General features: G+C 67.1%; 22 protein-coding genes. 11 read left to right on the forward strand and 11 right to left on the reverse strand.

What is annotated here, in order from left to right; all coding sequences use genetic code 11:
- Window positions 1-142: 142 nt before the first annotated feature.
- Window positions 143-1,870 carry an L-arabinonate dehydratase gene (gene araD, locus VHL31_RS00010; protein ID WP_329659146.1) on the reverse strand — a complete coding sequence of 576 codons (1,728 nt, stop codon included), beginning with the start codon at window positions 1,868-1,870 and terminating at the stop codon, window positions 143-145.
- A 548-nt stretch (window positions 1,871-2,418) separates the two neighbouring features.
- Complete coding sequence (locus VHL31_RS00015; RefSeq protein ID WP_329659147.1) at window positions 2,419-3,435, reverse strand: agmatine deiminase family protein; 1,017 nt, start codon at window positions 3,433-3,435, stop codon at window positions 2,419-2,421.
- Window positions 3,436-3,579: 144 nt separating this feature from the next.
- Here VHL31_RS00015 and VHL31_RS00020 point away from each other — a divergent pair, with 144 nt between their 5' ends.
- Together VHL31_RS00020 and VHL31_RS00025 are read left to right on the forward strand one after the other, a co-directional pair.
- On the forward strand, window positions 3,580-4,053 hold the full coding sequence (locus tag VHL31_RS00020) for a RidA family protein (protein WP_329659148.1): 474 nt from the start codon (window positions 3,580-3,582) through the stop codon (window positions 4,051-4,053).
- A gap of 8 nt (window positions 4,054-4,061) precedes the next feature.
- Window positions 4,062-5,216: a GNAT family N-acetyltransferase gene (locus VHL31_RS00025; RefSeq protein ID WP_329659149.1), complete on the forward strand. Its 1,155-nt coding sequence runs from the start codon at window positions 4,062-4,064 to the stop codon at window positions 5,214-5,216.
- Here VHL31_RS00025 and clpA read toward each other — a convergent pair.
- Window positions 5,195-7,552: an ATP-dependent Clp protease ATP-binding subunit ClpA gene (clpA, locus tag VHL31_RS00030; RefSeq protein WP_329659150.1), complete on the reverse strand. Its 2,358-nt coding sequence runs from the start codon at window positions 7,550-7,552 to the stop codon at window positions 5,195-5,197. The two genes, VHL31_RS00025 and clpA, sit on opposite strands and share 22 nt — an antisense overlap.
- Before the next feature lie 138 nt (window positions 7,553-7,690).
- The gene (gene clpS / locus VHL31_RS00035) at window positions 7,691-8,062 is read right to left on the reverse strand and encodes an ATP-dependent Clp protease adapter ClpS (RefSeq protein ID WP_329659151.1); all 372 of its coding nucleotides are present in this window, start codon (window positions 8,060-8,062) and stop codon (window positions 7,691-7,693) included.
- A gap of 302 nt (window positions 8,063-8,364) precedes the next feature.
- Between clpS and VHL31_RS00040 the strand changes: the two genes are divergently transcribed.
- The 3 genes from VHL31_RS00040 (at window position 8,365) to VHL31_RS00050 (ending at window position 10,518) form a co-directional block, all read left to right on the forward strand.
- Window positions 8,365-9,777, forward strand: a complete 1,413-nt coding sequence (locus tag VHL31_RS00040) for a sodium:proton antiporter (protein WP_329659152.1) — start codon at window positions 8,365-8,367, stop codon at window positions 9,775-9,777.
- A gap of 290 nt (window positions 9,778-10,067) precedes the next feature.
- Window positions 10,068-10,208, forward strand: coding sequence for a hypothetical protein (locus tag VHL31_RS00045; protein WP_329659153.1), 141 nt, complete (start codon window positions 10,068-10,070; stop codon window positions 10,206-10,208).
- Window positions 10,209-10,368: 160 nt separating this feature from the next.
- The gene (locus VHL31_RS00050) at window positions 10,369-10,518 is read left to right on the forward strand and encodes a hypothetical protein (protein WP_329659154.1); all 150 of its coding nucleotides are present in this window, start codon (window positions 10,369-10,371) and stop codon (window positions 10,516-10,518) included.
- Window positions 10,519-10,542: 24 nt separating this feature from the next.
- Here the strand turns inward: VHL31_RS00050 and VHL31_RS00055 are convergent, their stop codons facing one another.
- The 6 genes from VHL31_RS00055 to legP all read right to left on the reverse strand — a co-directional run bounded on the left by VHL31_RS00055 (window position 10,543) and on the right by legP (window position 15,782).
- On the reverse strand, window positions 10,543-11,385 hold the full coding sequence (locus tag VHL31_RS00055) for a universal stress protein (RefSeq protein ID WP_329659155.1): 843 nt from the start codon (window positions 11,383-11,385) through the stop codon (window positions 10,543-10,545).
- A 29-nt stretch (window positions 11,386-11,414) separates the two neighbouring features.
- A complete protein-coding gene (locus VHL31_RS00060; protein ID WP_329659156.1) occupies window positions 11,415-12,053 on the reverse strand; it encodes a hypothetical protein in 639 nt (212 codons plus the stop codon).
- 508 nt (window positions 12,054-12,561) lie between these two features.
- A complete protein-coding gene (ssb, locus tag VHL31_RS00065) occupies window positions 12,562-13,095 on the reverse strand; it encodes a single-stranded DNA-binding protein (protein WP_329659157.1) in 534 nt (177 codons plus the stop codon).
- A gap of 65 nt (window positions 13,096-13,160) precedes the next feature.
- Window positions 13,161-13,556: a hypothetical protein gene (locus tag VHL31_RS00070; RefSeq protein ID WP_329659158.1), complete on the reverse strand. Its 396-nt coding sequence runs from the start codon at window positions 13,554-13,556 to the stop codon at window positions 13,161-13,163.
- Window positions 13,540-14,493 carry an ATP-grasp domain-containing protein gene (locus tag VHL31_RS00075; protein ID WP_329659159.1) on the reverse strand — a complete coding sequence of 318 codons (954 nt, stop codon included), beginning with the start codon at window positions 14,491-14,493 and terminating at the stop codon, window positions 13,540-13,542. The genes VHL31_RS00070 and VHL31_RS00075 overlap by 17 nt, the downstream gene beginning before the upstream one ends.
- 2 nt (window positions 14,494-14,495) lie before the next feature.
- The gene (legP, locus tag VHL31_RS00080; RefSeq protein WP_329659160.1) at window positions 14,496-15,782 is read right to left on the reverse strand and encodes a Dot/Icm T4SS effector Zinc-dependent metalloprotease LegP; all 1,287 of its coding nucleotides are present in this window, start codon (window positions 15,780-15,782) and stop codon (window positions 14,496-14,498) included.
- 230 nt (window positions 15,783-16,012) lie between these two features.
- On the opposite strand from legP, the gene uvrA reads away from it, so the two are divergent.
- From uvrA to VHL31_RS00100, 4 genes are all read left to right on the forward strand, one after another.
- The gene (gene uvrA / locus VHL31_RS00085) at window positions 16,013-18,895 is read left to right on the forward strand and encodes an excinuclease ABC subunit UvrA (RefSeq protein WP_329659161.1); all 2,883 of its coding nucleotides are present in this window, start codon (window positions 16,013-16,015) and stop codon (window positions 18,893-18,895) included.
- Between the two features lie 95 nt (window positions 18,896-18,990).
- Window positions 18,991-19,374, forward strand: coding sequence for a response regulator (locus VHL31_RS00090; protein WP_329659162.1), 384 nt, complete (start codon window positions 18,991-18,993; stop codon window positions 19,372-19,374).
- 1 nt (window position 19,375) lies between these two features.
- Window positions 19,376-19,942 (forward strand): protein phosphatase CheZ, encoded by a 567-nt coding sequence (locus VHL31_RS00095; RefSeq protein ID WP_329659163.1) that lies wholly within the window; start codon window positions 19,376-19,378, stop codon window positions 19,940-19,942.
- A gap of 57 nt (window positions 19,943-19,999) precedes the next feature.
- Window positions 20,000-22,582, forward strand: coding sequence for a hypothetical protein (locus VHL31_RS00100; RefSeq protein WP_329659164.1), 2,583 nt, complete (start codon window positions 20,000-20,002; stop codon window positions 22,580-22,582).
- Window positions 22,583-22,669: 87 nt separating this feature from the next.
- On the opposite strand, the gene oiaX is transcribed toward VHL31_RS00100, so the two are convergent.
- Window positions 22,670-23,938: a 3-oxo-isoapionate-4-phosphate decarboxylase OiaX gene (gene oiaX, locus VHL31_RS00105; RefSeq protein WP_329659165.1), complete on the reverse strand. Its 1,269-nt coding sequence runs from the start codon at window positions 23,936-23,938 to the stop codon at window positions 22,670-22,672.
- A 71-nt stretch (window positions 23,939-24,009) separates the two neighbouring features.
- Here oiaX and VHL31_RS00110 point away from each other — a divergent pair, with 71 nt between their 5' ends.
- Window positions 24,010-25,326: a four-carbon acid sugar kinase family protein gene (locus VHL31_RS00110; RefSeq protein ID WP_329659166.1), complete on the forward strand. Its 1,317-nt coding sequence runs from the start codon at window positions 24,010-24,012 to the stop codon at window positions 25,324-25,326.
- 493 nt (window positions 25,327-25,819) lie between these two features.
- Window positions 25,820-26,098: a hypothetical protein gene (locus VHL31_RS00115; protein WP_329659167.1), complete on the forward strand. Its 279-nt coding sequence runs from the start codon at window positions 25,820-25,822 to the stop codon at window positions 26,096-26,098.
- Window positions 26,099-26,629 lie beyond the last annotated feature (531 nt).

Here is a 26,629-nt window from a genome sequence, read left to right on the forward strand (position 1 = left end):
AGGTGCTGTTCCGGATCAGGGAATCGGTCTTTGCCGGCCTGCCCGAGGGCGTGCCGGTCGCCATCACGGGCCTCGCCAGCCAGGCGCCGTGGCGTTTTCCGCCGCTGTCCAAGGCCGCCGTGCAGTAGGCCCGCTGCCAACCTCAGTGGATCGGCGGCTCCGGTAGCCGCTCGGTCCCTTCCAGGAAGTCGAAGTCGCAGCCCTCGTGCGCCTGGCGGATATGGGCGGCGAACATGTTCCAGTAGCCGCGGGACGGCACGAAGGGTGGCTTCCAGCCTTCCCGCCGCCGCGCCAGTTCGGCCTCATCCACCAGCAGCTCGATCCGCCTGCCCTCCACGTCCACCTCGATCAGGTCGCCGGTCTCCACCAGGGCCAGCACTCCGCCCGCGGCGGCCTCCGGGGAAACGTGGAGGATGCAGGCGCCATAGGACGTGCCGCTCATCCGGGCGTCCGAGATCCGGAGCATGTCGCGCACGCCCTGGCGCAGGAGCTTGCTGGGGATCGGCAGCATCCCCCACTCGGGCATGCCCGGCGCCCCGATCGGCCCGACGTTCTTCAGGACGATGATGTGGTCCGGGGTGACCTCCAGGTCGTCCCGGTCGATGTCCGCCTTCAGATGATCGTAACTCTCGAAGGCCAGGGCGGGACCCCGGTGGCGCAGCAGGCGCGGGTCGGCGGCCGATGGCTTCATCACGCAGCCGAACGGCGCGAGGTTGCCGCGCAGGATGGCGGTCGCCTCCTTCTTCACCGGCCGGTCGAGGGGGCGGATCACGTCCTCGTTCCAGATGGGCGCCCCCTCGACGTTCTCGCGCAGGCTCAGGCCGTTGACCGTGAGCGAGCTGCCGTCGAGCACCGGCAACAAGCGCTTGAGCAGGGCGCGAAGGCCACCTGCGTAGAAAAAGTCCTCCATGAGCAACTCGCCCGAGGGCCGGATGTTGGCCAGCACCGGCACCTCGCCGGCCAGCTCATCGAACCGGTCCAGGCTCAAGGGAATGCCGGCGCGGCGCGCCATGGCGATCACGTGGATCATGGCGTTGGTGGAGCCGCCCATCGCCATGTGGCAGCGGATCGAATCGTCCACGGCCGCCGGCGTCATGATGTCGGAGGGCCGCAGGTCCTCCCAGACCATCTCGACGATGCGGCGCCCGCAGGCGGCGCTCATCCGGACATGGCCACTGTCGGCGGCGGGGATGGACGAGGCGCCGGGCAGGCAGAAGCCCATCGCTTCCGCGACGGCCGTCATCGTGGCGGCCGTGCCCATTGTCATGCAGACTCCGAAGGAGCGGGCGATGCCGTTCTCCATCTCCTCCCAGTCCTGACGGGTGATGTTGCCGGCCTTCAGCTCGTCCCAGTACTTCCAGACATCCGAGCCTGACCCCAGCGTCTTGCCGCCCCAGTTGCCGCGCAGCATGGGTCCTGCCGGCAGGTAGATGGCCGGCAGGTCCATGGAGATGGCGCCCATCAACAGAGCCGGGGTGGTCTTGTCGCAGCCACCCATCAGCACCACGCCGTCGATCGGGTGCGAGCGCAACAGCTCCTCGGTCTCCATCGCCAGGAAGTTGCGATACATCATGGTCGACGGCTTGACGAAGGGCTCCGACAGGGAGATCGCCGGCAGCTCCAGGGGGAAGCCGCCGGCCTGGTAGACGCCACGCTTCACGTCCTCGACGCGTGCCTTGAAGTGGGCGTGGCAGGGATTGATGTCGGACCAGGTGTTGATGATCGCGATCACCGGCTTGCCCGTATAGTCGGCCGCGTCCCAGCCGATCTGCTTGATGCGCGAGCGGTGCCCGAACGCGCGCAGGTCCTGCACGCCGAACCAGCGATGCGAGCGCAACTCCTCGGGCTTCTTGCGGGGCTTCGTGGTCATGAGCGGGCCTCCCTGCGGTCGCGCGGAAGCTGGAACGGCAGGACGGCTGCGTCAATGCGAGGCGGGCTCGGGTTCGTTCATGCAATTCGCGATGTTCCGGGCATTGCTGATCGGGCCCGATGCTGGGCCCGACCGCTGCACGGCTCCTGGTCTTGGGTTCGTTCGTGCAAAAACGAGTATCGGTTGACCTCGTGATCGAACCCGGGATGAGAGGCAGGCTTGGGTTCGTTCGCGCAGAATCACGCGTATCGGGCGCCGCAAGGCAGCGTTGGCCCTGCTGGCCCCAAGACATGCGGATAGAGCGTCGCCGCGACGCGAGAAGACCGGGCTGTTCAATTAGTTGCGGCCGATAGCTGCACCACCGATCGAACTTGCGGGTGGACGGCCGCCTGGCCAGCCTCAAGGTGCAGTCCACCGTCCGCCGGTCACGCTGCGGGTGCCGGGGCTCGGGTTCGTTCGTGCTTTCATCGATCGACCACCAGTGCATCCGCCGCCCCATCTTACAAGGACGGCATCATATCATCAGCGGCGATAGGATCCCATTCCGATCACGCCGCTGGCTGCTGCTGCGTAATGCAGTGAATGCCGCCACCGCCATGGAGCAGGTCCAGGCAGGGGATCTGGACGACCTCATGGTCGGGAAAGGCAGCCTCCAGCGTACGGTAGGCGGTCTTGTCGGCGGAGTCGCCAAAGCCAGGCATGATGATTCCACCATTGGCGATGTAGAAGTTGACGTAGGACAGGGTCAGCCGGGTGCCGTCGTCCTTCTGCCTGGTCTTGGGCTTGGGCAGCGTGATCACCTCGAGCGGGCGGTCCTGCGCATCCTTGGCAGCGCGCAGCGTCTCGATATTGCGGCGGAGGACGGCATAGTCGGGGTCGTCGACGTCGTCGCACTGCATCGTGATGACCACGCCTGGACGCGCGAAGCAGGCGACATTGTCGATATGGCCCCGGGTCTCGTCGTCGGTGAGGCCGGCATCAAGCCAGATGAAAGCCGACACGCCGAGTTGCTCGCGCAGTTCCGCCTCGACCTCCTCGCGGGTAAGGCCCGGGTTGCGTGCCGGGTCCAGCAGCGCCGTCTCGCAGAGAAGGCAGGTGCCCTCGCCATCGACATGGATAGCCCCGCCCTCGGTCACCAGCCGGCTGCGGTAGACCGGCAGGTTGAGGTGCTCGAGCACCCGGACCGCCATCTCCGCATCCTCGGCGTAGTCCGGATGGACCTCACCCCAGCCATTGAACTGCCAGGCTACGCCGGCAGCGCCGCCCTTGCCGTTGACCAGGAAGGTCGGGCAGGTATCACGGGTCCAGCTGTCCGATTGCGGCATCGGCAGCACGGACACGTTCTTCGAGGTCACCAGCGACGCCGAGGTCATCAGCTCCGGGCGGACGATCATCGTCACCGGCTCGAACTGAGCGATCGCATCGGCGATCTCGGCATAAACGTCGCGGGCTGCCTGCAGCCGACCGCCCCAGACCTGCTCGTTGCAAGGCCAGGCCATCCAGCAGCGACGGTGCGGCGCCCATTCCGCCGGCATGAAGAAGCCGTCTTCGCGTGCCGTACCCAATCAAACCCCCGCCGATATTCTTACGCATGGCATCGTGCCCGAACTTCCGGGCTTTCGCAACTGCACCTCCCCCTGGTCGGCGAGGCCGGACCCGCCTACCTTCCAGCCGGACCGGCCGAGCCGGGGCTAGCAGGAGAAAACTGGATGAACACGCAGGCAGCGATCGAGGCGCGCTTGAAGGAGCTTGGGATCGAACTGCCGACGCCGCCTGCCGTCGCGTTCAACTACATCCCGACCCGTATGGGCGCCGGGACGCTTTGGGTAGCAGGCCAGGTGCCGTTCAAGGACGGAAAGATCCTGGTGGAGGGCAAGCTCGGCGGCGGCGTCTCGGCCGAGGACGGGCAGAAGGCCGCACGGCAGTGCGCGCTGAACGTGCTGGCGCAGGCCAAGGCGGCGTTGGACGGCGACCTCGGCCGGATCAGGGCGACGTTGAAGGTGACCGGCTGGGTGGCCTGCACGCCAGAGTTCTACGAGCATCCCAAGGTGATCAACGGTGCCTCGGACCTGTTCGTGGAGGTGCTGGGCGACATCGGCCGCCATGCCCGCTGCGCGATCGGCTCGCCGTCGCTGCCGCTGAATTGTGCCGTCGAGGTCGATGCCGTGTTCCTGGTGGACTGACCATCGACTTGCGCTTTCGGATCAGCGACGGGGTCCAGACACTGGATCCGCATCGGTGGGACGGGCTGGTCGGCGATGCCGATCCGTTCATGACCCATGCCTTCTTCACCGCGATGGAGAGTTCCGACTCGGCATCCGACGAAACCGGCTGGCAGCCGCTGGCAGCGGTGGTGGAACGGGAGGGTGCCCTCGTGGCGGCAGCACCCCTGTATGCGAAGGGTCATTCCTGGGGCGAGTACGTGTTCGACCATGGCTGGGCCGACGCGTTCCGCCGGGCGGGCGGCTCATACTACCCGAAGCTGCAGGTGGCCGTCCCGTTCACCCCGGTCCCTGGCACACGGCTGCCGGCCGTGGACGATGCGGCCCGTGACCTGCTGATCCAGGGGTTGAAGGACACGTTGGCGGCGACCCGCCTGTCCTCCCTGCACGTCACCTTCTGCACCGAGGACGAGTGGACCACGCTCGACAAGGCCGGCTTCCTGCAGCGGATCGGACTGCAATACCACCTTTCCAACCCCGGCTACCGTGACTTCCAGGACTTCCTGGACAGTCTGCGCAGCTCGAAGCGGAAGATGATCCGCAAGGAACGGCAGGCGGTGGAGCAGTCCGGCCTGACCATCGAGACGCTGACCGGTGCCGAGCTGGGCGAAGGCGTGCTGGACGATTTCTGGCCGTTCTACCTGGCGACGGTCGAGAAGCGCTGGGGGAACGCCTACCTCACGCAGGACTTCTTCCGCAGGCTCGGCCGCACCCTGGGCGAAAAGGTGGTGCTGGTCCGGGCACGGCAGGGCAAGCGGACCGTCGCGGTCGCCCTCAACCTGGCTGGCCGCGACGCGCTCTATGGGCGGATCTGGGGCAGCCTGGAGGAGTACCGCTTCCTCCATTTCGAGCTCTGCTACTACCGCGCCATCGAATGGGCGATCGCGCACAAGCTGCCGCGGGTCGAGGCTGGCGCGCAGGGGGTCCACAAGGTGCAGCGTGGTTATGCCCCGGTGCTCACCTACAGCGCCCACCTGATCAGCCATTCCGGGCTGCGCGACGCGATCGCCCGGTTCCTGCGGCAGGAGCGGCTGGCGGTGGAACATGAACGGGCAGAGCTGCAAGCAGCCCTGCCCTATTCATCCCAGGTTCAGTCCGACGATCAGGCGCCAAGGACGAGCTGATCGTCCTCTTCTTCCTCGTCGTCATCCGTGTCCGTGGCACTGCTCGGCTTCGGCAGCAGGGCAGGCCCGCCGCCGGTCGGCGTGATCTGGAAGGCGGGCTCGCCCTCCTCGATCGTGACCACCACCTTGCCGCCCTTGACCAGGCGACCGAACAGCAGCTCGTCGGCGAGCGGCCGCTTGATCTTCTCCTGGATCACCCTCGCCAGCGGACGAGCACCGAACAGCGGCTCGTAGCCCTTCTCCGCCAGCCAGTCGCGCGCCACGTCGTCGACCTCGATGGACACCCGGCGATCGGCCAGCTGCGCACCCAGATCCTTGACGAACTTGTCGACGACGTTGCGGACGATGGCCGGGGTCAGGCCCGCGAAGGGAATGACCGCGTCCAGACGGTTGCGGAACTCGGGCGTGAACAGGCGATTGATCGCCTCCTTGTCCTCGTTCTCGCGCACCGACTTGCCGAAGCCCATGGCCGGCTTGGCCATGTCCGAGGCGCCCGCATTGGTGGTCATGATCAGGACCACGTTGCGGAAGTCGACCGTCTTGCCGTTATTGTCCGTCAGCTTGCCGTAGTCCATCACCTGCAGGAGGATGTTGAAGACGTCGGGATGCGCCTTCTCGATCTCGTCCAGCAGGAGGACGGCGTGCGGGTGCTGATCGATGCTGTCGGTCAAGAGACCGCCCTGGTCGAAGCCGACATAGCCCGGAGGTGCGCCGATCAGCCGGCTGACCGCGTGCCGCTCCATGTACTCCGACATGTCAAAGCGCACGAGCTCGATGCCCATGGTCTTGGCCAGCTGGCGGGCGGCCTCGGTCTTGCCGACGCCGGTGGGACCGCTGAACAGGTAGCAGCCGATCGGCTTTTGCGGATCGCGCAGGCCGGCACGGCTCAGCTTGATGGCCGAGGCCAGGGCCGAGATGGCACTGTCCTGCCCGTACACCGCCCCCTTCAGGTCGGCATCCAGGTGCTTGAGCGCATCCTTGTCCCGCGCGGAGACCGCCTTGATCGGCACCCGGGCGATCCGGGCCACGATCTCCTCGACCTCCTTCGCCCCGATGGTCTTCTTGCGTTGACCCTCGGGCTTGATCATCTGCGCGGCGCCGACCTCGTCGATGATGTCGATCGCCTTGTCCGGCAGCTTGCGGTCATGGATGTAGCGGACCGAGAGCTTCACCGCCGCCTTGATGGCATTGTTGGTGTACTTGACCTGGTGGTGTTCCTCAAAGCTCGGCTTCAGGCCATGCAGGATCTTGACGCTCTCGTCCTCCGAGGGCTCCGGGATATCGATCTTCTGGAAGCGCCGGACGAGTGCGCGGTCCTTCTCGAAGTAGTTCCGGAACTCCTTGTAGGTCGTGCTGCCGATGCAGCGCAGCCCACCGGAAGCCAGAGCCGGCTTGAGCAGGTTGGAAGCGTCCAGCGAGCCGCCCGACGTCGCACCGGCACCGATCACGGTGTGGATCTCGTCGATGAACAGCACCGCGCGCGGGTCGTTCTCCAATTCGCTGATGACGCTCTTGAGGCGCTCCTCGAAGTCGCCGCGATAGCGCGTGCCGGCGAGCAGCGCGCCCATGTCCAGCGAGTAGATCACGCAGTTCTTCAGGATGTCCGGGACGTTGCCCTGGACGATCCGCAACGCCAACCCCTCGGCGATCGCGGTCTTGCCGACGCCCGGATCGCCCACGAACAAGGGGTTGTTCTTGGACCGCCGGCAAAGGATCTGGATCGTCCGCTCGATTTCGTTCTCGCGGCCGATCAGGATGTCGATCTTGCCATCGACAGCCTTCTTGTTCAGGTGCACGCAGTACTGTGACAGCGCGTCCTTCTCGTCCTTCTTCTGTGCCGTCGGAGCACCCTCCTCATCCCGCTCGTCCGCACCACGCGGGCGACGATCCTCGGACATACCGGGCTTCTTCGAAATACCGTGGCTGATGTAGTTGACCGCGTCCAGTCGCGAGCAGTTCTGCTCCTGCAGGAAGAACACCGCATGGCATTCCCGCTCGGAGAACAGGGCGACCAGCACGTTGGCGCCCGTCACCTCATGGCGACCGGACGACTGTACGTGGATGGCGGCGCGCTGGATCACGCGCTGGAGGCCGGCCGTGGGCTTGGCGTCCACGCCCGGCTCCACGATGAGCCCGCTCATCTCGTGCTCGAGATACTGGCCCAGCACCAGCTTCAGCCGGTCCAGGTCCACGGCGCAGGCCTTCATGACCGCCATGGCGTCGGGGTCTTCGGTCAGTGCCATCAGCAGATGCTCGAGCGTCGCGTATTCGTGCTGCTTGGCATTGGCCAGAGCCAGTGCCCGCCTCAGCGACTTTTCCAGATTACGTGACAGCATGTTCGGGTCACTCGCCTAGCTGGGAGCGGCCGCAGGTGGGGACCGCTGAGCATCCCCGCGCCACGTCGCCGTTCCCGTGGGTCACCGGCCGGGCTGCCGGATGTAGAAAAAAGGAGACTTCGCCGCCTGCCGGCGCCATCATTCCTTCTCCATGGTGCATTGGAGAGGATGCTGATTCTGCCGGGCGAAGTCGATGACTTGCATGACTTTCGTCTCGGCAACTTCGAAAGTGTAGACTCCGCACACACCCACACCTTTCTGGTGTACATGCAGCATGATCTGCATGGCTTCCTCGGGGCTCTTGCGGAAGAAGCGTTCGAGGACGTGCACGACGAATTCCATCGGCGTGTAGTCGTCGTTCAGCAAAAGGACCTTATAGAGTGAGGGCCGTTCGGTACGCGTCTGCGACTTCGTCGCGACTCCGCCCAGTTCGATGATGTCCCGGTCCTGGTCTCGCTCGCTCATCGAGATCGTCGTCTCGCCATCCCGTCCTGCCGGCACGTCGGCCATGCTGTCCTCGCCATGGTCAAGAAGCGTGCTCTAGGGTTCGTGTACGGAGAGAACATAGACTCCGATTTAGGCAGCGCACAATCACCGTGCATCATCTGCATGACCGACCTGTTCTACCGCCCAACGTGACCACGCCACTCCGTCCTCGCACATATGGTGGGCCCGATGCCATTCGTCATCCTCTCAGTCGCACGGAGGCCGTGGCGCAGGCTCCGTTGTCGGCCGGCACGGCCGCTGGCATGGTCGGAGCGCCCCGCCCGGCCCTGGGCGGGCGATGCCCCCAGCCTTGGCCAGACCGACCGATGTGGCGTCCGCCGTTCCTGATCCTGTGTCTCGTCATCCTGTTCGCCGCCCCGGCCGCCGCGGAAGCTCCCCTGGCCGATGCCGTGCACGGCTTCGACGGAGCGCACCTGCCGGTATGGTGGGCGGTGCCGTTCAGCGGCCTGCTCCTGTCGATCGCCTTGTTGCCGCTCGTAGCGCCCTCGTTGTGGCATCACCATTACGGCAAGGTGGCCTTGGGATGGGCCGTCCTGATCATCCTGCCCTCCCTGGCCCATCTGGGCCTGGCCGGCACGGTGCAGGAACTGGTTCATGTGGGCGTGCTGGAGTACCTGCCCTTCATCCTCCTGCTGCTGGCCCTGTTCACGGTGGCGGGCGGGCTGCGGCTGGACGGGTTCTTCGACGGGACGCCCCGCTCCAACCTGACGGCGCTCACGGTCGGGACCGGGCTTGCGAGCATCACCGGGACGACCGGCGCCGCCATGCTGCTGATCCGCCCGCTGATCCGGGCCAATGCCTGGCGGAGCCGCCGCGTCCACACGATGGTGTTCTTCATCTTCCTGGTTGCCAATATCGGCGGCTCGCTGACCCCCCTGGGCGACCCGCCGCTGTTTTTGGGCTTCCTGAAGGGCGTTCCCTTCTTCTGGCCGACCGTGCACCTGCTGGCGCCGATGCTGGTGGCGGGTGCGGTGCTGCTGGCCGCCTACTTCCTGGTCGACCTGCGCCTGGCGGCCGGGGACGGACCGGCGCCGGCCCGGCCGCCGAAGCTGCTGGAGGGAAGCGTCAACTTCATCTTTCTCGGAGCGATCATGGGCGCCGTGCTGGTCAGCGGCATCTGGCAGGGCCCGGTGGTCCTGTCCCTGCCTGGCGCCGAGGTCACCGCGCAGGCGCTGATGCGCGATGGCACGCTCGTGCTGATCACCATCCTCTCGCTGCTGCTCACGCCCAGGAGTGCCAGGGCCGCCAACGAGTTCACCTGGGGCCCGATCCTGGAGGTCGCCAAACTGTTCGCGGCGATCTTCGTCACCATCGTCCCGGTGCTGGCCATGCTGAAGGCCGGGCTGGACGGCCCGTTCGCGCCGATCGTGCAAGCCGTGGCCGATCGGAACGGGGCGCCCGTGCCAAGTGCCTATTTCTGGGCAACCGGCATCCTGAGCTCATTCCTGGACAACGCGCCCACCTATCTCGTGTTCTTCAACCTGGCCGGCGGCGATCCCATCGTGCTGACCACGACGCTGGTCAGCACGCTCGCGGCGATCTCGGCTGGTGCCGTGTTCATGGGTGCGAACACCTATATCGGCAACGCGCCCAACTTCATGGTTCGTGCGATCGCCGAGGAGATGGGCATCCGCATGCCCAGCTTCTTCGGCTATCTCGTCTGGTCCTGCGGCATCCTGCTGCCGGTCTTCGTGCTGCTCACCCTGATCTTCTTCTAGCCGGCCACCGGTGCGCAGGCTGACCGGCAAGGTCGCAGACGAGATCGAGGGCCTGCCCGATCATGGTCCGCGCCCTCCTGGTCCTGGCTCCAGGCCGCGATCGTGACGATCTCCGCCCTCATCTCGCTCGAGCGCTCCGGCCTGGCCCCGCTGGGTGTCCTCCTCCAGGGTACCATGATCATCGTCGGCTTGGGGGCGCTCACGCTGGCCCTTGCCGGTCCCAGGCTGATGGCCCTGGGCGCCATGTTGCGTCTGACCGGATCGATCCTGCTTGCCGGCGTGGGAGGGCGTTGCGTTCGACAGGGAAGTTCGCGGCAGTCCCTGTGCTCTATCTCGCCTGCAAGGTCGGTGAGGCGGCGCTCGCCACGGCAGTAGCGGTGGCGGTGGCCGCGATGCTCATGGCCTGGGGCCGCATCGGTTACGGCCAGTGAAGGTGCGGGAGCGACCTGTGGGTGCGCCCACTGGCGTTGCGGTGGGTGTGGCCCTGGGGCTTTTGATCCCCCATGAAGCCCTCGGCTACGGTCTGGCTGCACTGGGGATGCTTTTGACGCTGGTGGCGCTTGGGCGCTTTGGGCTCACCCTTGGCATACGATGCATGTTCGTCGCGCTGGCCGGGCAGGCATCGCGATCGCATCCGAACGGGTCGTCGATCCCATTGCCGGCGGGTTGATCGGCATCCTGGTCGTACTGGCGCTCTACGCAGTCCCCGGCAGCATCCGTCATCCTGTCACAACCGATTGAACACACGGCGAGAGACCGGCCGGTTCAGTGCTGAGTAAGCCAGGGCATCCGGACCTTCGGCAGAAGCTGCTCGGTGGTGCCGCCCACGATCCAGTCGAGCAGGCCCTTCTCGCCAAAGCACCCAGACACGAACAGGCCCGGCTGGATCTCGTCGAGCGCCTGCATGATCTCGTCCGAGGCCTCGCCATGGCCTTCCAGCGCATGGATCCGCACCTCGTAGCCATGGCGACGGCTCAGCACTGCAGCTGGCGAGGCCATGGCGTCCGCGGCGGCCACGCCGTAGCCCACCGACAGGATCACGATCTGCCGGCCCTCAAACAGGCCCGACAGGAGGCCGGCCTGCAGGGCACGCTGCACCGCTTCGCTGCCGTCATACGCCACGGCCACCGGGCCGGGGCCGATCGGCTCCTCGCCCACGAGCAGAACCGGTCTCGCGACACGGCGAAGGATCTGCTCGATCGGCAGCACGAACCCGGTCTCGATATCGTCCTTGGCCCTCGTGCGCAGCCTGGCGCGCGACATGACCAAGAGGTCTGCAGCCTCGCTCGCCGATGCCACGGCGTCAACCGAATCGCCCATAAGCTCGCGCACGCTGGGCTCGATGCCGGCGGCACCAAGCCGTGCCACCAGTTCCGAGCGCTCGGCCTGCAGCCGGCCGTTCAGGCGCGCCGTCAGGATCTCGTCACGGTGCTCGGCAATGCTGCCGCCACCGATGCCATGCGCTTCACCGCCATCGATGTCGCTGCGGTCGGGCGCCATGACGACATCGAGTTGCGCACCGTGCCGAAGCGCGATCTCGCAGGCACAGGCCAGGGCGACCTCGTCCGGCGTGACGCAGTCCGACGCCAGCAGGATCGAGCGCAGCATGACAGCTTCTCCGGATTGGTTGCCGTCGATCAGCTCAAAGGCGCATCGAGCGGCGCCGAACGCTTCAGGCGCAGCCGCTGACCGCGTGGGCCGGGGCGGCCCTCGTCCGATTCCTCGGGCTCGGCGGCGGCCACCGGCTCGGGCTCGACCGCCGGCTCTTCAGGCAGAGCCTCCTCGAACACCGGCGCCGGCGGCTGGACGCCCGAATACATGGGCGGCACGGCCGGCTGGGCAGATGAAAGGGCCAGCGCCATCTCGCGGAGCCGCTCGGGCCCCACGACAGCGCGCGCCGGACGCTCCTCGGGCTCGGATGCCGCCTGGTCTTCCTGCTCCAGCTCGAGATCCCGCGCATCGGCGATCGTGAGCTTGAGCCGTGCGAACTGCTCCAGGAACTCTTCGCGTTCCCTGGGGGCAAGCCGGTCGACCTGGCGCTCGTCGATCAGCCATTGCGCCTGTTCCAGCACATGGCGAGCATGACCCAGCTGTCCCGACGGCCTGGAATTGCCCACCAGGAGTTGAGCCAGGGCCTTTGTCGTGGGTTGGAGAAGACGCAGGAGATCGCGGGCTGACCCCGGGATCCGCTGACCCTGTCCGGTGTGCGGCGCGCCCTTCCGCGGATGCGGAGCATTCTTGCCGCGCTTCTTCACGTTGCGTCGGTAGGGGAACATCTTCCTCTTCTGTTCAGTACCAGACAGCGTTTCAGGTCGTTCAGGCCAAGATGCGGCTACCTGGAGTTGTCGCAAGCTGATCAAGTGCTTGCAGTGCCATCTTCCTCGCGGCGCATCAGGACAACTGTCCGCTCTGTCGGACACTCGATCCAATCGGCCGCTCGCGGCTACTCACCACCGATCGATGGAGACGGCGTACCTCGTCCGAAAGACCGGATCCCCTGGCTGTCGCCAACATCCCTGATGTCGACCTCAAGGGACAAGGCTTCGAGCAGCAAGGCTCGGCAATCTAATGAGACTTCGGGAGGCGTTGGGAAAGATCATAAGGGGCAATTGCGGATAATCAAGCAGTTCTGCACGGAAAACATCGATCAGGGCATGAGGATCCCTTTGGCGCAGCTGGTTCTCGTCCAGCTCGATCCCATGCCCACGATCTCGTCACAGCATCCCGCGCGTTCCGGCACACTCGACCCTGCGGAACGGCAACATCTTCACGGGAGAGCAGCGCTCAGAACGGGATGTCGTCGTCGAGGTCGGCCGGCGGCGAGGAAGGCCGGCTCCCGCTTCCGCCGGCACCACCGCCGCCACGCGGCGCGGAGCGGTCGGAGCCACCGCCCGAGCGCATCGGCGGCGTGCCGTGCTCGTCGTAGATGTCGTCCGGCGGCGCGCCGATCCGTCCGCCGCCGGCATCGCCGCCGCCCAGCAGCACGAGCTCGCCCTTGAACCGCGAGAGCACGATTTCCGTCGTGTAGCGCTTCTGGCCGGACTGATCCTGCCATTCCCGCGTCTGGATCTGGCCCTCGACATACACCGAGCGCCCCTTGGTCAGGTACTTCTCGGCCACGTCGGCCAGGTTCTCGTTCAGGATCACGACCCGATGCCACTCGGTCCGTTCCTTGCGCTCGCCGCTCTGCCGGTCCGACCAGCGCTCGGAGGTGGCGATCGAAAGATGCACGATCTTCTGGTTGTTCTGCGTGTAGCGCACCTCCGGGTCGCGCCCGAGATTGCCCATCAGAATGACCTTGTTGACGCTGCCGGCCATGACCGTCCTCGATTGCCTTGCTGGGATCGCGCACATCCTGCGCGGATCGTCCCCCTCCGGCGAACTTAGCGGTTCGGCCCGCCCGCGACGAGGGTTAGCGGAAGGTTCGCATGATCGGGCGCCCCGAAGGTCAGGACCGGCTGAGCCACGGTGCTGAGCAGGTCTCCCCCGCCGACCCGGCCGTCACCGTCCAGATCGACATGGGCGCGCAGGCCGTAATGGCGCCGGGCATCGACATCGGGCACCTCCACCGCAAAGTGGACGCGCCCGCCCGGCCCGACCGCCACGTCCTCGATGAGGAGCGTCCCCGCGACAGTGGACGGGGCGTCGGCGGGGCCGATCTCGCGCACCTCGACCAGCACCCGCGCGGCCTGCGCGTCCGGGGCATCCGCAGGCAGCAGCAGTTCTCCGGTCACGAGCATCGTCTCGGCCTCGTCCACCTCTTCATGCGGCACTTCCATCCGCCATGGCCTGCAGCGTGGTGGCCACCGCCGCCGTGATGGGCAGGCCGGTCCGCTGCTCCACGAACATCCACTGCCCCGCGGGATTCACCTCGAAGAACATGTGCGTCCCGTCCGGCCTTCGGCGCAGGTCGATCGCGCCATAGACTAGGCCCAGCCGGCTCATCAGCCGGTGGAGGGCCGCCTCGACCTCGTCCGGCAGTTCGACCGGGCGGATCTGGGCCTCTCCGATCACCATCCGCATGTCGGCCGGGTAAGAGGTGCCGGTAGCGTCGATTTCTGCGGCGAAGACCCGGCCGCCGACGATCGTCACCCGCAGGTCCACCCCGTCGACATATTCCTGGAAGATCACCGGTGCCAGACGGACCGTGTCGAGTTTGGCCAGGTCCTCGTCGCGCACCAGCCGTGTTTCCCGCCAGCCCTGCTCGGTGGCAAGGAACGCCTTGAACACGGTCCGTCCACCGCCGCGCTCGCCAAGGAAGGCGCGGGCACTGGCGGGGTCGGTCGTGACCAGCGTATCCGGCAGGCGCAGGCCCGCCTCCCGGGCCACCGCCCATTGGAAAGGCTTGCGATGGGCGGCCTCGTCCTCCCCTGGCGGGTTCATCCATGGGCAGGCGAGCGACGACAGCACGCCGCCGATCGCCTGATGGGTCTCGCTGGCGATGAACTGCCTGGCATGCGGGTCGGTCACGGCCGGGTCGCAGCCGAACGGCCGGACCCGGCGCCACCACACGGCCTTGACCCCGTCAAGGTCGACGGGGCCGTCGCCCGTCCCCAGCATCAGCCTAAGCACCTCCCGGTCCCAGCGAAGGTCAAGCCCGTACCGGCCCGGATAGTCAGCCAGGTCGATACGCGCTACCTGCCGACCGGCTGCCTGGAGGAGTGCCACGACCGCATCGGTGTGCTCCTCGCCCGGATAGGACACGACCAAGATCACGTTCAGACCGCCCCCTGCCCACCGCCCAGCATGGCCACGATCTGGTCATACTCCCGTGCAAGGGCGGCACGGTCCTGGTCCATGGCCGCGAGGGTCTCCGCAATGGCCTGGGCACGTTCCACCAAGCCTTCCGCCGACATGCCCTGGTCGGCAAAGTAGGGTGCTTGGTGGCCAGTCCCCAGCACAAACGGCTGCAGGCCAGGGTTGATCACCGGCCCCGGTCCCGGGAAGGGGCCGGGATCGAACGCGCCCTCCTTGATCGTCGGATCGGCCAGCAGTTCCTTGCGGGTATCCTGGATGGGATCCTTGCGGATCTCCTTGATCGTCGTGGGCGGGTCGCTGATCGGATCCTTGCGGATTTCCTTGATCGTCGGGTCCCGCACCGGGTCCTTGCGAACCTCCTTGAACGTCATGGGCGGGTCCGTGACCGGGTCCTTCGCCACCTCCTTGATCGTGCCGATCGGATCCTGGGCCGGCGGCTTGGGGTACATTATCTCCACGCCGGCAATGTCGCCCGCCGACAGGCCGCTGCGTTGCCCCATCGCGACACCGGGCGGCAGAGGCTGGGTCGGCACAAGCGTCGCCTGCCCGTTCGTCGAGAACGCGGTCGGCGGGTAGTGCATCACCGATCCATAGTCATAGGGGCCGAGATCGTCCCCGTCGGTGATGTGCTGGGTGAAGTTGTGCTGCATCGACGGGTCGATATTGGCCCACACGACCTGGACGAAGCCGTCGCGGTCCTCCCGGCTCTGCTCGTGCCAGAGGCCCACCGCATGCCCGATCTCGTGGATGGCGTTCCCGGTCGAGCAGTTCGGCCCCAGCGTGATGTCCTGGGGTCCTCCCTGGCGGCCGACCCAGGAGGAACAGCCACCGCCATTGACGAACCGGACATAGTCGGCGTGGGCGGCCGTGCGCGGCACGAACCGGATCCGGGTGTTGGCCTCCCAGTGCGCGATCGCGTCGGTCACCCGCTGCTGGTTGGGCAGGCCCGCATCGATCTCGAACGGAACCGTCGCGTTCGGCCAACGGAACTGCGCACCGCTGATGCCGACCGACTGGAGGGCGAGGTCGCCCGGTGCGCTGGCGCCGGTTCGTCCGACGACGATGTCGCCCTCGAAGATCGCAAGGCCTTCGACGTCGGCATAAAGAACCGGTTTGCGTCGGAATGTCATGCCGGTCTTGAAGATCGACCCTGCGATCGGGCCCGAACAGAACTCGCATGAATGGTTGGGATCCCGCTCACCTTTGCTGCGCGATCCACGAGGCGTGCGTCCATTGCTCTCGGCCATCGCTGCCCTCCCTGATCATTGCGGCATCGTGGCGCCAGCACCGGGTGATGCCGATGAGAGATCACCGGATACTATCCATCATCTCGGGCGTGCTGTCCATCTGGTATCGGATGCCTCAGGGCACTTGCGGTCGACCTGATCCATCAGCATCTATGGTCCGGCGCCGGCGCCAGCCCGTAGATGCTGCCACTGCCTGCTCCCCTCCCCAAGCTCGATCGGCCGGATACTCGATGGACGACATGATCCGCATCCGTGGTGCACGCGAGCACAACCTGAAGTCGGTCGATGTCGACATCCCCCGCAACAAGCTGGTCGTGATCACCGGCCTGTCCGGCTCGGGCAAGTCGTCGCTCGCCTTCGACACGATCTATGCGGAGGGGCAGCGGCGCTACGTCGAATCGCTGTCCGCCTATGCGCGGCAGTTCCTGGAGATGATGCAAAAGCCGGACGTGGACCAGATCAGCGGTCTGTCGCCGGCCATCGCCATCGAGCAGAAGACGACCTCGAAGAACCCGCGCTCCACGGTCGCCACCGTCACCGAGATCTACGACTATCTGCGCCTGCTCTATGCACGGGTCGGTGTCCCCTATTCGCCGGCGACCGGCCTGCCGATCGAGAGCCAGACCGTGGCGCAGATGGTCGACCGGGTGCTGGCCATGACCGAGGGCAGCCGGCTCTATCTGCTGGCGCCGATCGTGCGCGGCCGCAAGGGCGAGTACCGCAAGGAGCTGCTGGACCTGCAGCGCCGCGGCTTCCAGCGGGTCAAGATCGACGGCACGCTCCACGACATTGAGGATGCTCCTGCCCTCGACAAGAAGCTGAAGCACGACATCGAGGTGGTGGTCGACCGGATCGTGGTGGCCCCCGACCTGGGCGTGCGGCTTTCCGACAGCGTCGAGACCGCGGTCGAGCTGTCCGACGGCCTTCTGATCGTCGAGGATGCCGACAGCGGCGAGCGCCAGCTCCTGTCCGCCAAGTTCGCCTGCCCCGTCTCGGGCTTCACCATCGCGGAGATCGAGCCGCGCCTGTTTTCGTTCAACAGCCCGCACGGCGCCTGCCCGGCCTGCGACGGGCTGGGCCGCACCATGTTCATGGATCCGGACCTGGTGGTCCCGGACCCCGACCTGTCCTTGGCCGAGGGCGCCATCGAGCCCTGGGCGGACAGCAGTTCGACCTGGTACCCGCAGACGCTGGCGAGCCTTGCGCGGCACTACAAGTTCGACCTGGACACGCCCTGGAAGAAGCTGCCGCAGGCGACGCGTGACGCCGTGCTGCACGGCTCCGGCACCGAGGCGGTCACCATGCGCTATGCCGACGGCCTGCGCACCTACGAGAGCAAGAAGCCCTTCGAGGGCGTGGTCACCAACCTTCAGCGGCGCTGGCGGGAGACCGAGAGTGCCTGGATGCGTGACGAGCTCTCGCAGTATCTGAGCTCCGCGCCCTGCGAAGCCTGCCGGGGCTGGCGGCTCAAGCCCGAGGCGCTGTCGGTCAAGATCGACGGGCTGCACATCGGCCAGGTCACCGACAAGTCCGTTCTCGATGCCGACCGCTGGTTCTCGTCCCTGGATGCGCGGCTGACCGCGCGGCAGGGCGAGATCGCGGTACGGATCCTGAAGGAGATCCGCGACCGCCTGCGCTTCCTCAACGATGTCGGGCTGGGCTATCTGACGCTTGCGCGCGACTCGGGCACGCTGTCCGGCGGCGAGAGCCAGCGCATCCGCCTGGCCTCGCAGGTCGGCAGCGGCCTGACCGGCGTCCTTTATGTGCTGGACGAGCCGTCCATCGGCCTGCACCAGCGCGACAACGACCGGCTGCTGGCAAGCCTGCTGGGCCTTCGCGACCTCGGCAACACGGTGATCGTGGTCGAGCACGACGAGGATGCGATCCGCGCCGCCGACCACCTGATCGACATGGGCCCGGGCGCTGGCGTCAACGGCGGGATCGTGGTGTCCGAGGGCACGCCCGAGCACGTCATGCACGACCCGGCCAGCCTGACCGGCCAGTATCTGTCGGGCCGGCGCCAGATCGCGGTGCCGGTAAGGCGCCGCCCGATCGATCCGGAGCGGGTGCTGAAGCTGGTCAATGCCCGCGCCAACAATCTCCACGGCGCCACCGCGAGCTTCCCGCTCGGCAGCTTCGTCTGCGTGACCGGCGTGTCCGGCTCCGGCAAGTCCAGCCTCGTGATCGACACGCTCTACCCGGCGCTGGCCCGCAAGCTGAACGGCTCCCGCAAGGCGCCGGCCGTGCATGACGACCTGCAGGGCCTGGAATACCTGGACAAGGTCGTGGAGATCGACCAGTCGCCGATCGGCCGCACGCCCCGCTCCAACCCCGCGACCTATACCGGCGCGTTCGGACCGATCCGCGACTGGTTCGCGGGCCTGCCGGAGGCGCGGGCGCGGGGCTACAAGCCCGGCCGCTTCTCGTTCAACGTGAAGGGCGGCCGCTGCGAGGCCTGCCAGGGCGACGGTGTCGTCAAGATCGAGATGCACTTCCTGCCCGACGTCTATGTCCAGTGCGACGTCTGCAAGGGCAAGCGGTTCGAACGCTCGACTCTGGAGGTGACGTACAAGGACAGGTCGATCGCCGACATCCTGGCGATGACGATCGACGAGGCCACCGACCTGTTCGAAGCGGTACCGCCGATCCGGCACAAGCTGGATACGCTGAAGCGGGTGGGCCTTGGCTACGTGTCGCTGGGCCAGTCGGCCACGACGCTCTCGGGCGGCGAGGCGCAGCGCGTGAAGCTTGCCAAGGAGTTGGCGCGCCGGGCGACCGGACGGACGATCTACATCCTGGACGAGCCGACCACCGGCCTCCATTTCGAGGATGTCCGCAAGCTCCTGGAAGTGCTGCACGCCCTGGTCGATGCGGGCAACACGGTGGTGGTGATCGAGCATAATCTCGAGGTCATCAAGACCGCCGACTGGATCGTCGATCTCGGCCCGGATGGCGGCACTGGCGGCGGCCGGATCGTGGCCGAGGGACGTCCGGAGGAGGTGGCCGCGCACCCTGGCAGCTACACCGGCACCTATCTGTCCCGCCTTCTGCCGAAGACGGTACCGGAACTGGCGGCTGCGCCGGCAAGCGGAAAGAAGCGCCGGCGCGCCTAGTCGTTCCGGATCAGGCCGGCATTAACGTTCCATCAACCAATGGGTGCTAGCTTCGGGCTCCAGCGCGGTGCTGTCCGCAACGGAGACGGAGTTCGATGTCCATCGACCGCAACATGCCGATCCTGATCGTCGACGATTACAAGACGATGCTGAGGATCATCCGCAACCTGTTGAAGCAGATCGACTTCGCCAACATCGAAGAGGCCACCGACGGAAGCATGGCGCTCGGGATGATGAAGCAGAAGAAGTTCGGTCTGGTCATCTCGGACTGGAACATGCAGCCGATGACCGGCCTCGACCTGCTCAAGGCCGTGCGCGCCGATGCGCAGCTCAAGACGACGCCGTTCATCATGGTGACAGCGGAGAGCAAGACCGAAAACGTGGTCGCGGCGAAGGAAGCGGGTGTGAACAACTATATCGTCAAGCCCTTCAACGCGGAAACCCTGAAGGGCAAGATCGCCAGCGTGCTGGGAGCCTGACATGAGCAGCGAACTCCCGACGGCAGTGGACGAAACCGGCCTCACGCCCTCGCAGGATGGTACCGCCTCCATCGTCTGGGACCTGAAGGCCCTGGCCACCTATATCGAGCATGCCCGGCACGAGATCGTCTCGATCCGGGCCGAGGAGATCGCTGCGCGGTTCATCCCGACCGCCAGCGACGAACTCGGCGCCATCAACCAGCACCTGGAGCATGCGACGGATCGCATCCTGGATAGCTGCGAGACGATTGAGGGGCTGTCCGGGGACCTGTCCCAGGAACGGGCGGCAACGATGGGCTCCGCGATCACGGCCATCTACGAAGCCTGCAATTTCCAGGACCTGACCGGCCAGCGCATTTCCAAGATCGTGGCGACCCTGCAGGAAATCGAGCGGAGGATCAGCGTGCTGATCGCCCGGACGGACGGCATGCTCGGTCGCTGCTCCCCCACCGAGGATACGCCGGCGGCGGCCAAGGAGGTCCCGCAACTGCTGAACGGTCCGGCCCTGCCCGGCCAGGGCGTGTCCCAGGACGATGTCGATGCCCTGATCGGCGCCTCCTTCGGTTGAGCTGGAGATGCCGGAGTGCGGCCTGTGCTCCGGCTCATAGCCGATGGGAACGGGACCTTGCCAGTATCCTACCTGCCGGCGTCGACAGGCCCTGCGCGAGCCAGGCGCGCCGCCACCATCAGCCTCGTCCTGGCCGCATCGGCCCTGGCCGGCTTGATCCCTGCCGGGACAGGTGGCCAGCCTTCGCTGGTCCAGCCGCCCGCCGAGGAAAGGGCAAACATGCCGATCCGCTTCCGGATGGGCACGCAGGGAACGCTCGCGCGGATCGTCCTGGAGAGCGAGGCCCCCTTCACCGCGACGGAGGATCAGGACGGCGGCGACCTGGTATTTCGGTTCGGCCGCGAACTGCACGGGGATGCGCGCCGCCTGCCGGTGGTGCTGGGCGAGGTGGTTCTTTCGGCGACCGCGCGTGGCGACACGCTGCGCCTGCGGCTCCGGCAGGGGGTCTTCGTCGAGCCGCGGCAGTCCGGTCCCGGACGGATGACCCTCGAGTTCCGGCACGCGGCATCGACGCCGGACGCTGAGGAACCGGATGATGCCGCCCCTCTCCCGGCCCTCCTCACCGAGGATCCGGTGGATCTGCCCACGGGAACGCTCCGCCAGACCCCGGAGCGCGCAGCGGCCGCATTGACGGCTCGCGCACAAGGTTCCGCCCTGCCGCTGGAAGCAGGGATCGGGAAGGCCCTCGCCCAGACGTCGCCAGTGCTGTCGGCGCAACCAGTTCAGGCTCGCCTCCAGGTCGCCGCGACGGCGGAGACGGGCCAGGGTGTGGCGATCGACTATCGATGGAACGACCGAGTACCAGCCGCGGCGTTCATGCGTGACGACCAGCTCTGGATCGTATTTGCCGCCCAAGCCGAACGAATCAACTCCGACCCGGTGGACCTGACCCGCACCCTGGAGGGTCGCGTTCTCGAAGCCAGGCGTGAAGCGCGCGACACGTCCCTGGTCTTCCGTCTGCGGCTGGCCGCTGGCGTGCACGCGGCCTTCATGTCCAGGCCCAGCCCCGGTGGCGGCAGCATCTGGCGGCTCGTTCTTGCGGGGCCAAACGATGTCGAGCCGACTCCGACAGGAGGTTCCACCGCCCCTCCCGAGGAAGGCCGCGGTACCCTGCGCTTTCCAGGCGTGCGGACCGCCCTCTGGCTCTCCGACGCTGTAACGGGCGACCGCCTGCTGGTGCTTCCACGCGACCCGGGCCTGTTCGCTCCGTACGCGGGCAAGTCCTATCCGGACGTGGAGATTCTACCGAGCCTGGCGGGGGTGGTCATCCAGCCATGGCGCCCGGAGAGCACGGCGGAGCTGGACGGAACGACGATGCTGGTGCGCCGCTCCGACCGGCGGCCTCTCGCCTTGGCGCGCGAGGAGGGGGCCGAAGCACTGGAGACGGCCCCCGCCGCACTGGATTTCGTTCGCCTGGGGGCGATCCCGGCATTGCAGGCACGCCGTGCGGCCGCAGCCGGGCTCGCCGCCGCTCCGGACGACATCGACCGGCGGGCCGAGCTGGTCCGTGCCTTGCTCGCGGCGAGACTGGTGGCGGAAGCGCTGACGGTGCTGGATCGGGATGATCGGGAGCGCCCACAGCTCGCGGTCCTGGCAGCGGTGGCGGACGCGCTGGAGGACCCTGGGAAGGTGGCGATGGAACGCTTTGCTCCGGCCTCGCCCGCCGATGCCGAGGAGACAGCCCTTTGGCGTGCGCACCTGTTGGCGAGCCGGGGAGACCTGCGCGGATCCATCGAAGCGTTCGAGCGATCCGGCAATGTTCTCGAACGCTACCCGGCTCCATTGCGCGCCGTCCTGGCACCCAGCGTGGTGGGCGCCCAGATCGAACATGGCAGCGCCGATGCCGCGTTGGCAGTCCTGGACAGGCTGCTCGGGAACGCGGTCGACCCGCAGGAGATCGCGCTCCTGGAACTGCTGCAGGGTCGTGCTTTGGCCAGCGAGGAGGCGCACGTGGCCGCCCGGCGCAAGTTGCTGCGGGCCGCAGCACAAGGCGATCGTGATGTGGCCATGGCCGCGCGGGGAGACGGCATCGACCTGGACCTCCGTTCCGGCGTGATGGCAGCCGGCTCTACCAATGCCGAGCTGGCTGCGATGGCGCCCAGCTGGGAGGGACGACGACAGGAGGGTGCGCTGGAACAGCGCCGGGCACGCGTCGCGCTGCAGGCGAGTGACTGGAGGGCGGCGCTCTCGGCCGCAGACCGCGCCGCCCGGCTGCCGACCGGCGCCACGGAGCGTGAACCGGTCACGGCGGTGGGCGTGCTGGCGCAGGCGCTGGCGGCGCCGGACCTCAGCGCGTTCGGCAAGCTGCAGCTGCTGCAAGATCGGCAGCTCGGCCTGCTGCGTGATCCCGCCCTGGCCGCACCGATAGCCCTGCTGGCCCGCGACCTCGCACGAGCCGGCGCCCCCAGGACGGCAGATTCGCTCCTTCGGGCTGCCGGAGCAAGCGACCCTGCACAGGAGTCCGTCCCGCCTCTGTCTTCCCCCGATCCACCCGCCACGGACAGTCCTGAAGGCGACATGGCACGCCTTCTGACAGCCATTGCCGAGGACCCGGTCCGTGCGATCGCCGAGGAACATGCCCAGCTGGAATCGTTCCTGGATTCGCTGGCCGGACCTCAAGCCAAGCCAGCGGCTCCGTAGGACGGCGATGGAAGGAAGGACAACTGCGCGCACGGCTTGCATGCAACACGCAAGGATCGACGTTCGGGCGCAGATGGGCCGGCCCATTCAGCTCTGGTTGCCGCCGAACCTCTCGATCGATTGGGCGAGCTCCCTGTGGCTGCGCGCATAGTCCTGCAGGGAGATCCCTTGGACAGCTGCCTCCCAGGACTGCCGGATTGCGCGGACACCTGCTGCCGGTCCTCCAGGGTGCCCGATGATCCCGCCACCGCCCAGGTAGAGCAGATCGATGGTCTCGCCGGTCCGCCGATAGGTTTCCGGCGCCTGTCCCCCCCACTGCCCGGAGCAGACTACCGGCAAGGCACGGTCGGCCAGCGACAGCATGGGCGTGCTGCAGGCCTGGAAGGAGCGCACGAAGCTGTCATCAGGTTCCCAGTACTTGGCGCCGATGCCGTTGACCTGGAACTGGTCCACGCCCAGCAACCGCCAGATCTTCTGGTAGACCGAGAACTCGAAGCCCAGCGCCGGGTGCCTTGTCAGGATGTCCCACCCGTTCCGGTGCGCATGGAGGACGAGCCCGGACCGCTTCCGCAAGAAGTGCAGACCAGCTGGACCGACCGAGACGATGTTCACGACCGCGGCATTGCCGCCAGCGGCCAGGATGGCGTCATGGTGCCGCAACATCTGGTCCGGATCGCTCGACGACAACCCGAACGCGTACATGACCTTCTTGCCGGTTTTCTGCTCGTGGTCGAGGATGATCGGCATGACGGCCCGCACCCGCTCCTCCAGCGGCGAGTAGCCCGGATTCATCAGCTTCTCGTCGTCCTTGATGAAGTCGACCCCGGCCTCGACCAGCTGCCTGGCGATCTGCGCGCTCTCGGTCGGCGACAGGCCGAGATTGGGCTTGATGATCGTGCCGATCAGAGGCCGTCCATGAACCGCCGTCAGCCGTCGGCTGCCTTCGATGCCGAATTGCGGCCCCGGCTGCGCCCGGACGAAGGCGTCGGGCAGGTCGATGTCGACAATCCGGATCCCCGTGAGCTCCCTGATCGAGAACACGCCACCCAGGCAGATCGTGAGCAGCGCCGCGATATCGGTGCCGACCACGTCCAACGGGAACTCGATCCCGACGTCGGCACGGACGAAGGGGCCCGGCCGGTCCGTGGGGAACCCCGGGTCGCGTGCGTCGGGCAGTGGCCGGATCTCCACCACGCGCGCAGCACAGCGTGCCTTCAGTTCGGCAGTCTCGCCGGCCACCTCCGTGAACGTCCCAGTCGACTGGTCGCTTGCGATCTTGGCCGCCACGGCCTCGATCGAGCCAGTCGTCTCGACCCGATAGGTCACCTTGATCTGCGTCGGTCGATCGCCCGGCATCCGCCCCCTGCCCCGCTGCTGGCCGGGCTGGTATGGTCCCACCGCCGATGGCGTCAAGGACAGCTGTGAACATGACGATGCCCTTCGGGCGGCCTTGGCTGTCCTTTTATGGCGATGACCTGACCGGTGCCACCGACGCGCTCGAGGCACTGGGCTCGAGCGGCATCGACACCGTGCTGTTCGTCCGGGTACCGGCACCACACGAGCAGGCGCGCTTCCAAGGGGCTCAGGCCGTGGGCCTTGCCGGCACCAGCCGGAGCCGGCCACCGGCATGGATGGACGAGCACCTGCCGCCAGCCTTTGCCTGGCTGCGCGACCAGGACGCCCCGCTATGTCACTACAAGGTCTGCTCGACCTTCGACAGCGCGCCCGAGATCGGCAGCATCGGCCGCGCCGCCGACATCGGCGCAGCCGTGTTCACGTCGTCCGTTGTCCCCATGGTGGTCGGCGTGCCGCAGCTGCGCCGCTATACCTTCTTCGGTCACCTCTTCGCCGACTATCGCGGGCAGGTCCATCGGCTCGACCGTCATCCCGTCATGAGCCGCCATCCCGTCACGCCGATGGACGAGGCGGATCTGCGCCGCCACCTGGCCAGGCAGACCAGCCGCTCGATCGGCCTGATCGACCTGCCGTCGCTCGCCCGGGCGGACGTCGACAATGTGGTGGACCGTCTGGCTGCCGATCACGAGATCCTGCTGATCGATGTGGCCGACGAGGCAAGCCAGCTGGAGGCAGGCCGGCAGCTTGTCCGCCTTCAGGCGGCAGGTGGCCGTTTCGTGATCGGATCATCCGGCGTGGAATATGCGCTGATCCGGACGTGGCGGCGCGAAAGCTTGGTCGGCGGGCCGGTTGCCTTCCCTGCACCCGAACGAATCGATCGGCTGGCCGTGGTGTCCGGCAGCGTGTCCCCGACCACCGCGCGGCAGATCGAATGGGCATGTGCCAACGGCTTCGAGCTGGCGGCGATCGAGCCGGGCCAGCTGCTGGCGGACAATGGCATCGAGACCGCCCTGACGCAGGCGCTGGACGTCCTGGGGAAGGGGCTGAGCGTCATCGTCGCGACGGCCCAGGGTCAGGCAAGCACCAAGCCGATCCCGGACGAGGCGCGGCACGAGATCGGCCGTCGTCTCGGAATTATCCTGCACGAACTGGTAAGGCGTGCCAGCCTTCCGCGCGCCGTGGTGGCCGGCGGGGATACATCGAGCCACGCGCTGCGCGAACTCGATGTCCTCGCGCTCAAGCTGTGCCTGCCGCTGCCGAAGACCCCGGGATCGCCACTTTGCCGCAGCTTCCGCAGCGACGGCTCGCAAGGCCCGGAGCTCGCGTTCAAGGGCGGGCAAATCGGAGCCGACGACTATTTCGTGGCCATCCGGGACGGTGTTGGCTGAGGTCCTTCAGGACTGCCTCTGCAAGCCGCCCCAGGGGTTGGGCATCAGCCGGTTCTCCCGTTGCTGGAGCGTGGCGGCACCCCGCGATCATCAAAAACCAGGGCCTCATGACGACGGCTCGCCGCAAGGTGGCCGGCGTGCCACCCGACATCGACCGGGCTCAGGCGAGCCAGCCGGATCGTTGCCGTGGAGGCCCACCACTATTGCGCCCTGGTTCGGTGGGATGGAGTACCCAGTTGTAGGTTCGATCGCGGTGGCGGCGTCTGTCCGGCGGATCGGCCGGATGGTCAACATGACGACCAACAGGCCACTGGCGTTGATCCGGTCGACGAGCCCTCCCGCCGACTTCGCATTCATGGCCGGGGCGGCCCCAGCCGCGGATGCCGCGGGCTGGGGGCGCCGGCCAACGTGCAGGTTGCATTCGGAGCCTCCTGCCGCAGGCGCCGACCCCGTGGTTGTGGAACATCGTCGGGATCGGGCAGGCTCATCTGTTGTGAAGACGTCCGACGGCTCGAGCGAGTTGAGCGCCCGCTCCGTCACGGAAGTAGCCAGCATCCTGGTGAGCCCGGTGCCGGCGCCATCCCAGGTGGACGCACTTGGACTGATCCGCTCCTACCAGTCCACCGGCGTGGAGGCCGAACAGCTCGGGCAGATCGGCGAGGCCATATCCGCACATGGCGCAAGGGGAGTGCATCTTGGGCGGCGCCGCCACTCCGTCCAGTCCCACAAGCTATCCTGGCAGGCACCGGACTCGGAGCGGGCGGTGGCGTGAAGCCCTCCACCCGGTCACGAATGTTGGCCTGGATGACGTCGCCTTCGTCGTGGCCCGCTTCCTGCCGCACCTCGATCGAGACAAGCTGCGGGTGACGTCGGTGCCGGGGCCGCCACCCCTATGACGAGGTCCAAGCTGGGTGACAGCAGCTTGCAGGCTACGCCCTTGGCATCGTGCCTGTCGCCATCGAGCACCTGCCGAAACTGGAGACCACCGTTGGTGAGCGGCGCAGAAGGTACGTCCGTGTCACGGTCGACCGCTGCTCCCGCTCTGTGCGTCCGCTCGTCAAGGACAAGACAGCGAGCAAAGCGCCATCGCCGCCTTACGCGTCACCTACATGGCTGCCGACCATGTCAGCTGGTTTGTTCGGGCCCGAGCTGTACGGCCCTCAGATGAGGTAGTGCGGGTTGATCTTGTAAATTGAGGATCGACCTTCCAGGCGTCGCAGATCGCCTGGACCGGTGTCCGCCATCACAGTGTCTGCAGATGCCTGGCGACGCTGCAGGCAGCGACGAAGGCCAGGACGTGTGC

The organism is Geminicoccus sp., assembly GCF_036263595.1.
Lineage (GTDB): Bacteria > Pseudomonadota > Alphaproteobacteria > Geminicoccales > Geminicoccaceae > Geminicoccus.

Coding starts and splice junctions, on each gene's coding strand:
- ssb (WP_329659157.1), bottom strand. CDS start 13,095: ATGGCCGGCAGCGTCAACAAGGTCATTCTGATGGGCAATCTCGGGCGC.
- uvrA (WP_329659161.1), top strand. CDS start 16,013: ATGGACGACATGATCCGCATCCGTGGTGCACGCGAGCACAACCTGAAG.
- VHL31_RS00060 (WP_329659156.1), bottom strand. CDS start 12,053: ATGTTCCCCTACCGACGCAACGTGAAGAAGCGCGGCAAGAATGCTCCG.
- VHL31_RS00110 (WP_329659166.1), top strand. CDS start 24,010: ATGACGATGCCCTTCGGGCGGCCTTGGCTGTCCTTTTATGGCGATGAC.
- araD (WP_329659146.1), bottom strand. CDS start 1,870: ATGACCACGAAGCCCCGCAAGAAGCCCGAGGAGTTGCGCTCGCATCGC.
- clpS (WP_329659151.1), bottom strand. CDS start 8,062: ATGGCCGACGTGCCGGCAGGACGGGATGGCGAGACGACGATCTCGATG.
- VHL31_RS00040 (WP_329659152.1), top strand. CDS start 8,365: ATGTGGCGTCCGCCGTTCCTGATCCTGTGTCTCGTCATCCTGTTCGCC.
- VHL31_RS00090 (WP_329659162.1), top strand. CDS start 18,991: ATGTCCATCGACCGCAACATGCCGATCCTGATCGTCGACGATTACAAG.
- VHL31_RS00055 (WP_329659155.1), bottom strand. CDS start 11,385: ATGCTGCGCTCGATCCTGCTGGCGTCGGACTGCGTCACGCCGGACGAG.
- VHL31_RS00020 (WP_329659148.1), top strand. CDS start 3,580: ATGAACACGCAGGCAGCGATCGAGGCGCGCTTGAAGGAGCTTGGGATC.
- VHL31_RS00095 (WP_329659163.1), top strand. CDS start 19,376: ATGAGCAGCGAACTCCCGACGGCAGTGGACGAAACCGGCCTCACGCCC.
- VHL31_RS00070 (WP_329659158.1), bottom strand. CDS start 13,556: ATGGAAGTGCCGCATGAAGAGGTGGACGAGGCCGAGACGATGCTCGTG.
- oiaX (WP_329659165.1), bottom strand. CDS start 23,938: ATGCCGGGCGATCGACCGACGCAGATCAAGGTGACCTATCGGGTCGAG.
- clpA (WP_329659150.1), bottom strand. CDS start 7,552: ATGCTGTCACGTAATCTGGAAAAGTCGCTGAGGCGGGCACTGGCTCTG.
- VHL31_RS00050 (WP_329659154.1), top strand. CDS start 10,369: ATGCATGTTCGTCGCGCTGGCCGGGCAGGCATCGCGATCGCATCCGAA.
- legP (WP_329659160.1), bottom strand. CDS start 15,782: ATGGCCGAGAGCAATGGACGCACGCCTCGTGGATCGCGCAGCAAAGGT.